The sequence below is a fragment of the Escherichia sp. E4385 genome (assembly GCF_963883145.1).
Lineage (GTDB): Bacteria > Pseudomonadota > Gammaproteobacteria > Enterobacterales > Enterobacteriaceae > Escherichia.
In genome coordinates, this window is the sequence record NZ_CAWOOJ010000013.1 from 133,146 (window position 1) to 147,054 (window position 13,909).

Annotated in this window: 13 protein-coding genes and 1 tRNA gene; 7 read left to right on the forward strand and 7 right to left on the reverse strand. The window is 49.2% G+C overall.

Features of this window, described 5'->3' with window-relative positions; translation table 11 throughout:
* Positions 1 to 46: 46 nt before the first annotated feature.
* The 4 genes from narP to AACS80_RS12745 form a co-directional block, all read right to left on the reverse strand.
* Positions 47 to 694, reverse strand: coding sequence for a nitrate/nitrite response regulator protein NarP (narP, locus tag AACS80_RS12730; protein WP_064526779.1), 648 nt, complete (start codon positions 692 to 694; stop codon positions 47 to 49).
* Positions 695 to 877: 183 nt separating this feature from the next.
* A tRNA-Pro gene (locus AACS80_RS12735) sits at positions 878 to 954 on the reverse strand.
* Positions 955 to 1,028: 74 nt separating this feature from the next.
* A complete protein-coding gene (yejM, locus tag AACS80_RS12740) occupies positions 1,029 to 2,789 on the reverse strand; it encodes an LPS biosynthesis-modulating metalloenzyme YejM (protein ID WP_130260510.1) in 1,761 nt (586 codons plus the stop codon).
* Between the two features lie 19 nt (positions 2,790 to 2,808).
* Entirely contained in the window at positions 2,809 to 3,036 is a 228-nt protein-coding gene (locus AACS80_RS12745) for a YejL family protein (protein WP_001135667.1), read from the reverse strand.
* A 181-nt stretch (positions 3,037 to 3,217) separates the two neighbouring features.
* Here AACS80_RS12745 and yejK point away from each other — a divergent pair, with 181 nt between their 5' ends.
* The 4 genes from yejK (at position 3,218) to AACS80_RS12765 (ending at position 7,331) form a co-directional block, all read left to right on the forward strand.
* Complete coding sequence (gene yejK, locus AACS80_RS12750) at positions 3,218 to 4,225, forward strand: nucleoid-associated protein YejK (protein WP_130207118.1); 1,008 nt, start codon at positions 3,218 to 3,220, stop codon at positions 4,223 to 4,225.
* Positions 4,226 to 4,605: 380 nt separating this feature from the next.
* Complete coding sequence (locus AACS80_RS12755) at positions 4,606 to 5,190, forward strand: NapC/NirT family cytochrome c (protein ID WP_135491644.1); 585 nt, start codon at positions 4,606 to 4,608, stop codon at positions 5,188 to 5,190.
* Positions 5,191 to 5,283: 93 nt separating this feature from the next.
* On the forward strand, positions 5,284 to 6,924 hold the full coding sequence (locus tag AACS80_RS12760) for an FAD-dependent oxidoreductase (RefSeq protein WP_240725829.1): 1,641 nt from the start codon (positions 5,284 to 5,286) through the stop codon (positions 6,922 to 6,924).
* Positions 6,921 to 7,331 carry a cytochrome c3 family protein gene (locus tag AACS80_RS12765; RefSeq protein WP_135410179.1) on the forward strand — a complete coding sequence of 137 codons (411 nt, stop codon included), beginning with the start codon at positions 6,921 to 6,923 and terminating at the stop codon, positions 7,329 to 7,331. The genes AACS80_RS12760 and AACS80_RS12765 overlap by 4 nt, the downstream gene beginning before the upstream one ends.
* Before the next feature lie 75 nt (positions 7,332 to 7,406).
* On the opposite strand, the gene rplY is transcribed toward AACS80_RS12765, so the two are convergent.
* Both rplY and AACS80_RS12775 read right to left on the reverse strand, forming a co-directional pair.
* A complete protein-coding gene (rplY, locus tag AACS80_RS12770; protein ID WP_000494183.1) occupies positions 7,407 to 7,691 on the reverse strand; it encodes a 50S ribosomal protein L25 in 285 nt (94 codons plus the stop codon).
* 124 nt (positions 7,692 to 7,815) lie between these two features.
* Entirely contained in the window at positions 7,816 to 9,576 is a 1,761-nt protein-coding gene (locus AACS80_RS12775) for a DEAD/DEAH box helicase (RefSeq protein ID WP_135410178.1), read from the reverse strand.
* A 149-nt stretch (positions 9,577 to 9,725) separates the two neighbouring features.
* Between AACS80_RS12775 and rsuA the strand changes: the two genes are divergently transcribed.
* The 3 genes from rsuA to AACS80_RS12790 all read left to right on the forward strand — a co-directional run bounded on the left by rsuA (position 9,726) and on the right by AACS80_RS12790 (position 12,316).
* The gene (gene rsuA / locus AACS80_RS12780; protein WP_130207114.1) at positions 9,726 to 10,421 is read left to right on the forward strand and encodes a 16S rRNA pseudouridine(516) synthase RsuA; all 696 of its coding nucleotides are present in this window, start codon (positions 9,726 to 9,728) and stop codon (positions 10,419 to 10,421) included.
* Positions 10,422 to 10,448: 27 nt separating this feature from the next.
* Positions 10,449 to 11,639 carry a multidrug efflux MFS transporter Bcr gene (gene bcr / locus AACS80_RS12785; RefSeq protein ID WP_000213385.1) on the forward strand — a complete coding sequence of 397 codons (1,191 nt, stop codon included), beginning with the start codon at positions 10,449 to 10,451 and terminating at the stop codon, positions 11,637 to 11,639.
* Positions 11,640 to 11,971: 332 nt separating this feature from the next.
* Complete coding sequence (locus AACS80_RS12790) at positions 11,972 to 12,316, forward strand: YejG family protein (protein WP_064526789.1); 345 nt, start codon at positions 11,972 to 11,974, stop codon at positions 12,314 to 12,316.
* A gap of 3 nt (positions 12,317 to 12,319) precedes the next feature.
* Here AACS80_RS12790 and yejF read toward each other — a convergent pair whose 3' ends face one another.
* On the reverse strand, positions 12,320 to 13,909 hold the full coding sequence (gene yejF / locus AACS80_RS12795; RefSeq protein ID WP_135410177.1) for a microcin C ABC transporter ATP-binding protein YejF: 1,590 nt from the start codon (positions 13,907 to 13,909) through the stop codon (positions 12,320 to 12,322).

Sequence of the window (13,909 nt, forward strand, 5' to 3'; positions counted from 1 at the left end):
TTTGTCATCAATATCAGCCCGATGGTAAATCCATCGGGCTATTTTTTTATTGCGCCCCGCGTTGTTGCAGGAACAGAATAGTGGCCGCCACGCGTGAGCGGACGTTGAGTTTACGCAGCAGATTGCGGATATGGACTTTTACCGTCTGCTCAGAAATATTCAGTACCGAAGCGATCTGCTTATTGGACAGTCCTTGTGCCAATTCGTGCAGAACATCTAATTCACGCTCCGTTAGCACGCTGAAGGGGTCTTCTTCAGCGCCAAACATTTCACGCTCGCGTAAGTACTGACTGACGCGTTCACTAAAGACTTTGCTACCTTTTGCTCCGGCGCGAATCGCTTCCAGCAACACTTCCGGATCGCTATCTTTCAACAGATAACCGTCAGCGCCTGCGTCTATCAATGCAAAGATATCGCTGGAGGCATCTGAAACGGTCAGGATAATAATTTGCGCGGTAACGCCATCCCTGCGCAAGGCATTGAGGGTATCCAGGCCACTCATACCTTTCATATTGAGATCCAGCAGGATCACGTCGATATCCAGTCTATTCGCCAGATCGATAGCACTAGCGCCGTCGCCTGCTTCGGCGACCACTTCAAAGCCAGGGTCAAGCTCCAGTAACTGACGAACACCGCGTCGCATAAGTGGATGATCATCCACAATCAGCACCTGAAAAGGCGTTGCTTCAGGCATAGTAGTCTCCTGAGGTTTTATTAGAATCATTATGTTTGAGCGTAGCGTTGGTAACGCTACCAGGCGCGTGAATGTTACCCCATTTTATGTATGGGCATGTAGTGAAAACTGTAAGTGTGGGTAGAGGGGGATTGACGTAGATATAAAAAAACCAACCTTTGCGGTTGGTTTTCTTGGGATTTTTGGTCGGCACGAGAGGATTTGAACCTCCGACCCCCGACACCCCATGACGGTGCGCTACCAGGCTGCGCTACGTGCCGACTCGTGGCTGCTTATACTACCGTTTTCCACACCGATTGCAAGTAAGATATTTTGCTAACTGATTTATAATTAATCAGTTAGCGATAAAACGCTTCTCGTCTGTCAGCACCTGCAATAACAAACTCAACTGTGGTTTTTCGTCTCTCACTCTTTCACCACGTAAGTTGTAAGTGCGGTATTTACCGTTATTGTTCAGTACTAGCGTCATTTTCGGTGTGGTAATTGCCAGCGTATCGTTATCCGCGGCTGTTACCCAGTAATGACGGCGCTCAGGGTTGAACAAGTCCTGACCTTGTGAGTATTCGCTGGCAGGCGTGCTGACGTGTAGCAGGCGTTGCATCAGCGTGGTCATAAGATCAGTATGATCGGTCAGGGCATTAATACGCTGTGCCGGTGTGCCTGGCCAGTGAATGACTAATGGCACCTGAAGATGGCCACGTGACCAGTCAAAGGTTTCTTCATCTTCGCTCAGCGGAATGCCGCGACCAGCAGTGATAATCACCACCGTGTTGTCCAGTTTCCCGGATTCACGTAACGCATTCAGGACGCGATTGATCTGGTCATCGACATTACCAGCTGCGCGGCTATATTTCCGGGCAAATGCTTGCTGATTGCTGTCGTCAATATTGGTGCCATTGAAAGATACCCACGAGAACCAGCGGTTATCTTCTTGCGCGTAACGGCCTAGCCAGTTGATCCACTGCGTGGCGGTCTGCTCATCGGATTGTGTATGTACGCTCGGCATCGAGAAGTCTGACAACAATGCCTGGCGATACAGTGGACTGGTAAAGCCATCTGACGAGAATAAGCCCAACTGATAGCCTTGCTGGTTGAGCGCGGTAATTAACGCCGCAGGTGTACGGGTCGACAGAATACCGTCCATATAGCTTGGCGAGATGCCATAGAACAAGCCAAAGATACCGTTGTCGGTGGCGTTGCCTGAACTCATATGGCGCGTGAACGAAATATTTTGCTCGGCAAAACCCGCCAGTGCAGGCATCTGCTTCTCGTAGCGTGAGTAGTTCAGGCCATCGACAGTAATCAACAACACATTTTGCCCGGTGCCCATATCGCGGTAGCGCAATTCGCTTAACGGATACTGTACGGAAACAGCGTCTGGATTGCCTTGCTCGATCAGACGGCGTTGATACTCCTGCGCATCAAGCAGACCATGCTTCTCAAGAAAACGTCGCGCCGTCATCGGGTACGAAAGCGGCAGGTTAGCGCGCTGCATGGTGATAGGGCGATAGAAGTTAGCATCGGCCCAGATATACACCATGTGTGAGGCGATAAAGGCGATAAATAAGAATGCGGCCAGCGGACGGGCGAAGCGTCGACGACGCGTCAGACTGCGCAGCTTTTGCCAGCTCCACGTCGCAAACACTAGTTCAATCAATAAAATAACTGGCACGCTGATAAACATTAGCTGCCAGTCGCGCGCCATCTCATTCTCGTCCGGATTGATAACCAACTGCCAGACGATGGGATTAAGATGGAGATGGAAACGGGTAAAGACTTCGCTGTCGATCAGTAACAGCGTCATTCCCACAGTGGCCAGAATGACGGACAAAAACCTCATTAGCCTCTGTGAGCCGACGATAAAGGTCAGCGGGAAGAGGATCAGCAAGTAGGTGGCGAACACCAGAAAGCTGAAGTGGCCGATAATGCTTACATAGGAATAAATACGACCCGCAAGCGTTGTCGGCCAGTCGGCGATAAACAGGTAACGACTGCCAATGACAAGTGAGAGCAGAATGTTGAACAGTGCAAACCAGTGCCCCCAGCTGACCATCTGGGAGACTTTTTCACGGTAGCGCTGACGATGAGTTACCATAACCTGTTATCTGTTTCCCTTAGTGCGCTTTGTCTTCGTTGATCGAGGACTGCAAAGCGCGGGCAAAAGAGTTGGCAATTGCCTGGCGTTGAGCCGGGGCAATGCTGGTATTGATAAGGTTAGTGACCATGTTGCCTAACACCATCAGGGAAAGGTCGGTCGGAGCCTTATGTTTTTCCAGTACGTTGAGCAGCTCTGCGAGCAATTGTTCAACCTGTTCATCACTGTAGCGGGAAATTTGTGGCATAAATCGAAATCAGTTAGTTGATGAAAGGGCAACATATTACCGTAGCAACGGTTTTTTTTCTGCTTTTTTATGCTTTCAATCATTCTCCTTACGCAGCCTTCTGTAAAATGACCGCCAACTTTTATTGCGTCGCTTTACCGGTGGTGGTTGAATACCGCCCGGTCTTAAAGGAGAGTTTATCATGAGTCTGGATATCAACCAGATTGCTCTGCACCAGCTTATCAAGCGTGATGAGCAGAACCTTGAGCTGGTGTTGCGCGATTCATTGCTGGAACCGACGGAAACCGTCGTTGAGATGGTGGCAGAGCTGCATCGGGTCTATAGCGCCAAGAACAAAGCCTACGGATTGTTCAGCGAAGAGAGTGAACTGGCGCAGACGCTGCGCTTGCAACGTCAGGGCGAAGAGGACTTTCTGGCATTTAGCCGCGCGGCAACCGGTCGCCTGCGTGACGAATTGGCAAAATATCCATTTGCTGATGGCGGTTTCGTCCTGTTTTGCCACTATCGTTATCTGGCAGTTGAGTATTTGCTGATTTGCGTGCTGAGCAATCTAAGCAGTATGCGCGTCAACGAAAATCTCGACATCAACCCGACCCATTATCTTGATATCAATCATGCGGATATTGTGGCGCGTATTGATTTAACTGAGTGGGAAACCAATCCGGAATCGACACGCTACCTGACTTTCCTGAAAGGGCGAGTCGGACGCAAAGTCGCCGATTTCTTTATGGATTTCCTCGGTGCCAGCGAAGGGTTGAACGCCAAAGCGCAAAACCGCGGTCTGTTGCAAGCGGTCGACGACTTCACCGCAGAAGCGCAACTGGATAAAGCAGAACGGCAGAACGTTCGCCAGCAAGTTTATAGCTATTGTAATGAGCAATTGCAGGCGGGCGAGGAGATTGAACTGGAGTCGCTGTCAAAAGAGTTGGCGGGCGTCAGCGAAGTGAGCTTCACGGAGTTTGCTGCTGAAAAAGGGTATGAACTGGAAGAGAGCTTCCCGGCAGACCGCAGCACGCTGCGTCAGTTGACGAAGTTTGCCGGTAGCGGCGGTGGCTTGACCATTAACTTTGATGCGATGCTGTTAGGTGAACGCATCTTCTGGGATCCAGCGACCGATACGCTGACCATTAAAGGTACGCCGCCAAACCTGCGCGATCAATTGCAGCGTCGGACCTCTGGCGGAAACTAAATCTCCAACGCGAATGTTTCTTTTCGAAGAAACAGTTGCGGGATAATCACAATTCTTGTCAATCAGTAAGTAAGATAACTTGCTGATTGACCTTTCATTCGAAAATATTTTCTCTGTTATTATATTAAGCGTTGCAGTAAATATTTTTCTCTTACCCTCATTATTCGATAATAAATCGGTCTGGTAACTATTCCCGCCGTTTTTTGTGAACTGCAACACTGGAAAAATTATTCTGTTTAATTATATTGAGTTTGCCTGGTGTTATATGTTGTTATTTGCTTTATCTATATAAATTGCAAATGTATTTTTAATGTCAATATTATTGCCGTTGTGTTTGACTCATTATATTAATCGTATGAATGATTTTAAGGATTCACCGCATGGAGCAAGAAAATCCTGAAGATAAAAAATGTTGTCGACCGAAAAAAACGTTCTCTCTAACCAGAAAGTTACTGGTATGTTTTATCTTTACCCTCATTGTATTCAGTGGCTGTTTATTTGTCGTCATGAACACGGTCATTCACAACACAAGCACAGACAGCTTTTGCCTGGGTTGTCATGAAATGAAAGACAACATCCTCACCGAGAGCTTCAAAAAATCCATTCATGGCAGTAATCGTACTGGCGTGAAGGTCGCTTGTGCCGATTGCCATATTCCTGATGAATTTGTCCCTAAGATGATCAGAAAAGCCCACGCCGTTAAAGAGGTTTGGGGTCATATGACAGGCGTAATTGATACGGCTGAAAAATTCGATGCACATCGTGGCGAAATGGCAAAAGCGGAATGGGCAAGAATGAAAGCAAACAATTCGCAGGAATGCAGAAACTGCCACGATATTTCTAAATTACAGAAAAAATTTATGGCGCCGTTCCATGAGGCTTCTCTTAAAGAAGGAAAAACATGCATTGATTGTCATGCCGGCATTGCACATAAATTACCAGCAGTTGCAACAGCAGCTCATTAGTCATTAATACATGAATGTCATGTCTGTTTGGTTTCAAATAAAAACAAGAAGGGTTTCATGTTGATTTAAATTTTTATGTAAAAGGACCATGTTATGAGGAAACTAAAAAGGGGATTCTTATTAGCTGGGGTATTAACGACGCTTTCCCTAAGCGCCTATGCTGACAGAAATATGAATAAGATCCCGCATATCAATCTGTCGAATCCATCCGTCGAACCAGTTAGTGAGAGAATAATCCAAACAGATGTTGTTGTTATTGGCGGTGGGCTTTCTGGCATGTCCGCAGGGTTGACTGCAGTACAGGGCGGAGCCAAAGTTGTTATTTTTGAAAAACTACCAAGCCTTGGAGGCGCAGGCGTTTACCCTGAAGGCAGTTTAGGCATTGGCACCCTTATGCAGAAAAAAGAGGGGAAAGGTGCCACGCTGAATCAAGCCTTTGGTAAGGCGATCGATTTCCATCACTGGCGAGCCAATGCCAGTGCATTGCACGCATTAATGAAAAACTCAGGCGAAACCATTGATTGGGTTGCCAGTAATGGCGTTGAGTTTACGACCTTAAAAACCACCATTTATCCTCAGTCAGATTCATTATGGACCTGGCATATGTATAAGCATAACGGTGCATCTGTTACTAAAAGCTTTTACAAGAAGATCCTTGATGGCGGTGGTCAAATCTACACCGAAACTCCTGTTAAGAAGATTATTCGCGATAAACAAAGCGGTGATGTCGTTGGCGTCGAAGCGGTTAATAGCGTAACAGGGGAAAAAATCATTGCCTATGGTAAAGGTGTGATTGTGGCGACCGGTGGTTTTGCCAACAACCGTGACATGATTGAAAAATACATCACCGATGTGAATCAGAAAAACATGGTGCCGGTCAAACTACGTGGCCCCCTGATTGATGGACGCGAAGGCGATGGTATCAAAATGGGGCAAGACATTGGCGCTGATACTGCCGGGATGCAAACCATTGCTGGCAATAGCCCATATGTCGATCAAGACCCTCCTATCCGTCAGTTTAATGGCGCTGATTACCAAAAACAGGCCAGAACATCATTAAGCCAGCCATTCCTGTGGATTAACCGACAAGGCGAGCGTTTCTTTGATGAGTCACTCGGTTCCAGCTTTACCCTCGTTTATAACGCTATCACCATGAATGGCGGAGTCATGTATTCCGTCTGGGATGACGCAATGCGTCAGAAGATGGTTAACGAAGGGCCGGTCACGCCGTTTAACGCCATTGTGTTGCCAGGGCAACCGATGAAGGCGCTGGATCAGGCGATCGAGATCGGCATGAAAGAAGGGTGGTTGTTTAAAGGTGAAACGTTGGACGATCTGGCAAAACAGATCAATGTTCCTGCAGACAATCTGAAAGCGACGATTGCGAAAGTAAACAAGTATACGGATGAAGGTTTCGATCCTGACTGGGGACGCAAGAAAGAGCATCTGTTTAAATTTCAGGATAAAGGACCGTATTACGCTGTGAAAGGTATTCGGGCTTATTTCCTGACGCTGGGTGGTTTGAAAATGAACAGCGATCTGCAGGTCTACGATACCAATGAGAAGATTATCCCGGGTCTGTATGTTGTCGGGCAGGATATGGGCGGTCTGTATGACAGCTCCTATGATTTGGTACTTGAAGGATCGGCTTCTGGCTTTGCGTTGACGTCGGGACGTATGGCAGCGAAACATATTATAAGCACCAGAATGCAGGCACAGGGAGGTGGCAAATGAGCAAGTTATTGAAGAACATTGTCACAATCATTCTTGCTGGCGTAATGTGCACCGTTATCGGTATGGTTTCTGCCAGTGCACAAGAGATTGTCGGCATGAAAATGCACAAGACCATTGGTCTGGAATGTAATAACTGCCATGTTGATGATGTTAAAGCCAACAAGAATATGACGCCAACGTGCGTTAGCTGCCATGCACCTGGTGAGCGTTATTATCATGGTAAGAAGGATTCAGAAGGTAACTCAGTGTTAAAAGAGTATCCGGAGTCGGGTAAAACGCGAGTTGCTTCTTTCCATGACTCTCATGGCGGGGAAATTCGCTGTACGGTATGCCATACGTCACATGAGAAGGAACCACAGCCACTCTATTGCAACAACTGCCATCAGTTTGATGTGAAGATTAAGTAGTGCAGGTATTTGTCAGTCGCTAAAAAAGAAAACGGCCCGTAAAGGCCGTTTTCTTTTGTTCAACTTATTCAGCGATTAAGCACGAACGAAGTCGATGTGCTGCAGCTTCGGTTTGTACGGATGACGCTGTACGTCCTGAGCTTTAACTTTGATTTCTTTACCGTCAACAACGATGGTCAGAACTTCGCTGTAGAATTCAGCTTTAGCTTGCATGTTCATGACTTTGTCGTGATCCAGCTCGATAGCCAGTGGCGCTTCTTTGCCACCGTAGATGATTGCCGGGAACTTGTTAGCGGCACGCAGGCGGCGGCTCGCACCCTTACCCTGCTCTTTACGTACTTCTGCGTTGATAGTAAACATTTCTTTCTCTCTTAAATGATTCCTGCTACAGGCGACCCAGCAACAGGTAAGTGATCTGCTTTGCGTATGCAAAAGCGGGCGAGATTCTATACTCAATCGCCTTATACATCAATCAAAACTACCATTAACCGCGTAATTCGTGCGCCCGCCGAAAACGACCTTCGTAATCGAATATTTTTTCACGCACCTGCCAGTACTGGCCTTTCATTCGTGCGACGACAAAATCCGGATGGCGCAATAAGGCTTGTTGGGCGAGGATATCGGCAGCGGTGATCCAGCGCAAAGGGATGCCCGGTGTACGCGTATGTGGGCGGATAAAAAGCTGCTCGAAGGCAGTACGCTGGGCGGGCGTTTGCAGACGGAAACGCTCACTCACATCAGCGCCGTCTTCATCGTAATAGGTGATTTTCAACCATTCGCCTTTCTCGTCGTGCCCATGCTGCAAAGACATGCCGCTACAGCGTAATACCAGCGCGTCTTTCAGTCGTAGCGCCGCTTTTAACATATCATCCGGGTCAACCAGAATGGTGTCACATTCGCGGCAACGGCGGGCGGCAATATCGTTTTCCGCGTTACATTGCGGACAATTTTTAAAACGGAAACGGAAGTCACACTGTTCGCGATGGCCGTCGCCATCTTCAAACCATCCCTGACAGCGGCGACCAAAGTGTTCAATCAATGTCCCATCGGCGGTAGTTTTGCCCCAAAAGGTGTTGGCAAAGCCACAGGCAGGGCAGAAAACCTGCACCGGGACGTTGTCACTTTTGCCTTTCGGTGTACCAACTTCCGGTGCGTAGAGGTCATGAGGATTGCCCGCATAATCGAGAATTAAGCAATCTGTTTTACCCGGCGCCAGACGCAGACCGCGCCCGACAATTTGTTGGTAAAGACTCACTGATTCGGTAGGGCGCAGAATGGCGATAAGATCGACGTGCGGGGCGTCAAATCCGGTGGTCAGCACCGCAACATTGACCAGATAGCGAAAACGTTGGGCTTTAAAATCTTCAATTAATACATCGCGTTCAGCGCCGGGCGTGTCGCCAGTAATCAGTGCAGCATCTTCTGCGGGTAGCAAACCGACAATCTCTTTTGCGTGTTCAACCGTCGCGGCGAAAATCATCACCCCTTTACGCTTTTCGGCGAACTCCATAATCTGGCTGATGATGTGCGGTGTAATGCGTTGCTGTTTTTTCAGCTCGCGGTTGAGATCAGCTTCGCTGAACAGCCCGTTACTCTGTGCCTGCAAGCGGCTGAAATCGTATTGCACTACCGGCATATCCAGCCGTTCTGGTGGCGTCAGATAGCCGTGTTTAATCATATAACGCAGCGGTAGCTCATAAATGCAGTCACGGAAAAGGGCTTTCTCATCGCCGCGTACCATGCCGTGATAATGAAACTGGTAAATCCAGCCTTTGCCCAGCCGAAAGGGCGTGGCAGTCAGCCCCAGCAGGCGTAAGTGGGGATTCACTTTTGTCAGGTGAGTGAGGATTTGCTGATACTGGCTCTCTTCGTCGTCACCAATACGGTGGCATTCATCGACAATCAACAGCGAAAATTCACCCTGAAAGGCATCAAGATTACGGGTGACCGATTGCACGCTGCCAAATACCACTTTACCGTGGCTCTCCTTGCGTTTTAGCCCGGCGGCAAAAATATCGGCTTCCAGCCCCAACGCCTGGTATTTAGCATGGTTCTGCGCCACCAGTTCTTTGACGTGTGCCAGCACCAGAACTCGACCACGCGCCAGCCGTGCCAGTTCGGCAATCACCAGGCTTTTACCTGCTCCGGTAGGCAGCACGATAACGGCAGGGGTTTTATGACGACGAAAATGGTTGAGCGTGGCATCCACGGCTTCTTGCTGGTATGGACGAAGTGTAAAAATCATGGTTTAGCGTAGGTAGATTAATCTGCTAATAGTATGCCACGGATCTTTTTCCCTTGAGGGAAGTTATTAGACCGCTATACTGGGCAGACAACAGTTCTGATTTTCGGGTCTATGCCCGACCTCCGTTTTTTACAGGCAAAATCACACACATGCGACTTGATAAATTTATCGCACAGCAACTCGGTGTTAGCCGTGCTATTGCCGGGCGTGAAATCCGCGGCAATCGTGTCACCGTCGATGGCGAAATCGTCCGCAATGCAGCGTTCAAACTGCTCCCTGAGCACGATGTAGCTTATGACGGCAATCCGCTGGCGCAGCAACACGGCCCGCGTTATTTCATGCTCAACAAGCCCCAGGGCTATGTTTGCTCAACTGATGACCCGGATCACCCAACGGTGCTCTATTTTCTGGATGAACCTGTGGCGTGGAAACTGCACGCGGCGGGGCGGTTGGATATTGATACCACCGGTCTGGTGCTGATGACTGACGACGGTCAGTGGTCGCATCGCATTACTTCTCCGCGTCATCATTGCGAGAAGACCTATCTGGTGACGCTTGAATCACCCGTAGCTGACGATACGGCAGAGCAATTTGCTAAAGGCGTACAGCTGCATAACGAAAAAGATCTCACTAAGCCAGCGGTGCTGGAAGTGATTACCCCTACGCAGGTCCGTCTGACCATCAGTGAAGGGCGTTATCATCAGGTGAAACGCATGTTCGCCGCCGTGGGTAACCACGTGGTTGAGCTGCATCGTGAACGCATTGGCGGTATTACTCTGGATGAAGATTTAGCCCCAGGTGAATATCGTCCATTAACTGCAGAAGAAATTGCCAGCGTCGGTTAACACTTTCATTTTATTCAGGAGCCCGTTGTGACCACTCGACAGCATTCGTCGTTTGCTATTGTCTTTATCCTTGGCCTTTTGGCCATGTTGATGCCGCTGTCGATTGATATGTATCTGCCCGCGCTGCCAGTGATTTCAGCGCAGTTTGGTGTGCCAGCGGGCAGCACGCAGATGACCCTGAGTACTTATATTCTGGGTTTTGCGTTGGGGCAGTTAATCTACGGGCCGATGGCGGATAGCTTCGGGCGCAAGCCGGTTGTCCTCGGTGGTACGCTGGTGTTTGCCGCGGCGGCGGTGGCGTGCGCGCTGGCGCAAACCATCGATCAGCTGATTGTGATGCGTTTCTTCCACGGTCTGGCGGCGGCTGCGGCCAGCGTGGTTATCAACGCTTTGATGCGCGATATCTACCCGAAAGAAGAGTTCTCGCGGATGATGTCGTTTGTCATGCTGGTGACCACCATTGCACCGTTGATGGCACCGATTGTTGGCGGTTGGGTGCTGGTGTGGTTGAGCTGGCATTACATCTTCTGGATCCTCGCTGTGGCGGCAATTCTGGCTTCGGCAATGATTTTCTTCCTGATCAAAGAAACGTTACCGCCGGAGCGTCGCCAACCGTTCCACATTCGTACCACTATCGGTAACTTTGCTGCGCTGTTCCGCCATAAGCGTGTCCTGAGTTATATGCTGGCCAGTGGTTTCAGCTTTGCCGGGATGTTCTCGTTCTTAAGCGCCGGACCGTTTGTTTACATTGAAATCAACCACGTTGCGCCGGAAAACTTTGGTTATTACTTTGCGCTAAACATTGTTTTCCTGTTCGTGATGACCATCTTTAACAGCCGCTTCGTTCGCCGTATTGGTGCGTTAAATATGTTCCGCTCGGGGTTGTGGATACAATTTATTATGGCGGCGTGGATGGTTATCAGCGCGCTACTGGGGCTGGGATTCTGGTCGCTGGTGGTTGGCGTTGCGGCGTTTGTGGGCTGCGTATCGATGGTGTCTTCTAACGCGATGGCGGTCATTCTGGATGAGTTCCCCCATATGGCGGGAACTGCGTCGTCGCTGGCAGGAACCTTCCGTTTTGGTATTGGCGCCATTGTTGGCGCACTGCTTTCGCTGGCGACGTTTAACTCTGCATGGCCAATGATCTGGTCCATTGCTTTCTGTGCGACCAGTTCCATTCTCTTCTGTCTTTACGCCAGTCGACCGAAAAAACGGTGATCTATTGCACAACGGGGAAGCTAAAAGGCTTCCTTTGTTGATGCATGTCAACCGCAAATCTATCATTCCCCCGATATATGTTTATTTTATGTAAACTCAATTTATGTAAAAAGTCACATCATTGTAGTTAAAAAGGTTGAGTTAGATCGCAGAAACGGGTACATATAGCCCCGCAAACGTGACCACGCCCGCAGATATCATTTAAATCAGAACAATAGCGGCCACGCAGGCGAGGCATCAATCTTTACGATCTGTTGAAGGACAGATTGTTGATGGTGTGTTAAAATTAATGTAAATAAATTGTGAAGTAAATGTGCTTCCGGGGAAAATAAGTGACTTCATTACAACTCTCAATCGTCCATCGACTGCCGCAGAACTATCGTTGGTCTGCAGGTTTCGCTGGTTCGAAAGTTGAACCGATTCCGCAAAATGGACAGTGCGGCGACAACAGCCTGGTGGCGCTTAAATTACTTAGCCCTGATGGCGATAACGCATGGTCGGTGATGTACAAACTCAGCCAGGCATTAAGCGATATTGAAGTTCCGTGCTCTGTTCTCGAGTGCGAAGGTGAGCCATGTCTGTTTGTGAATCGTCAGGACGAGTTTGCGGCGACGTGTCGACTGAAAAATTTTGGTGTAGCCATAGCCGAACCTTTCTCAAACTACAATCCATTTTAAGCGTCAGCTCAACGCCAGTAGCTGACGCGTATACTCCTGCTGCGGTGCGGCAAACACGCGCGCGCACGGTCCTTGTTCCACCACTTCTCCCTGTCGCAGCACGATAACCTGATGACACAACGCGCGGACAACGTGCAAATCATGGCTGATAAACAAATAGGCCAGTTGATGCTTTTGTTGCAATGATTTCAATAGCGTCAATATTTGCGCTTGTACCGTTTTGTCGAGCGATGATGTCGGTTCATCAAGAATGATCAGCGAAGGCTTAAGAATCAATGCCCTGGCAATCGCAATACGTTGCCGCTGACCACCCGAGAATTCCGCCGGATAACGGTGGCGCGTTTCAGGATCTAACCCCACTTCATGCATCACGGCTATCACTTGTTCTTCGCGTTGCACGGCAGAGAGCGTCGGTTGGTGAACCCGTAACCCTTCCTCAATAATCTGCAACACGTTGAGTCGTGGGTTGAGCGAGGAGTTTGGATCCTGAAATACCACCTGAATGCGATGGCGAATGGGCAATAGCTGGCGACGAGTTAAATTTTGTAATGGCTGACCGTCAAAAACGATGTTGCCCTGAGAGTTAATCAACCGCAGTAGCGCCAGCCCCGTTGTGCTTTTACCGGAACCAGACTCGCCTACTAAGCCCAGCGTTTCACCCGCCCGCAGCGTAAAACTGATGTTTTTGACGACCACGTTATGATCGACGACACGTTTCAGTAGCCCTTTGCGAATGGGGAAGGCGACCTGAAGCTGTTCAACATCAAGCAACGTTGAGGCCGGTTCTGGCAACGGCACCGGGTCGCCTGACGGTTCACTGTTGAGTAGTTTTTGCGTATAAGGATGTTCTGGGGAGGCGAAGAGCGTAACGGCGTTATTTTGCTCCACACAGCGACCATTTTGCATTACCGCCACGCGGTGGGCCAGTTTTCTGACAATGCTGAGGTTATGAGTAATAAACAGCATACCCATATTCAGTTCATGTTGCAGTTCGCGCAAAAGCTGCAAAATCTGCGCCTGGACAGAGACGTCCAGTGCGGTGGTTGGTTCATCGGCAATTAATAATTCCGGTCGCGTTAACAGCGCCATCGCAATCATCACCCGCTGGCGTTCACCGCCGGAGAGCTGATGCGGGTAATCTGTCAGCCGCTTTGCCGCTTGGCGGATACCGACGCGATCAAGGCAGTTAAGAATTTCGCCACGCGCCGCTTCCCGACGCATTCCGCGGTGGAGTGAAAGCACTTCATAAAGCTGCTTTTCCAGTGTATGCAATGGGTTTAACGACACCATCGGTTCCTGGAAAATCATGGCAATCTTATTACCGCGTACGCCACGCAATGTTTGCTCGCTGGCATGAAGCAGCGATTCGCCATGAAAACGGATATCGCCAGAGAGATATTCAACCGGCGGGGAAGGGAGCAGACGTAAAATTGACAGCGCGGTAACGCTTTTGCCAGAACCTGACTCACCCACCAGCGCCAGCGTTTCGCCAGCCTCAATGTGTAGTGAAACATCATTCACTACGGTACGAACAGTTTGCTGATGGCGAAAACCCACCGACAAATTTTCAATCGCTAACAGAGTTTGCGTCAT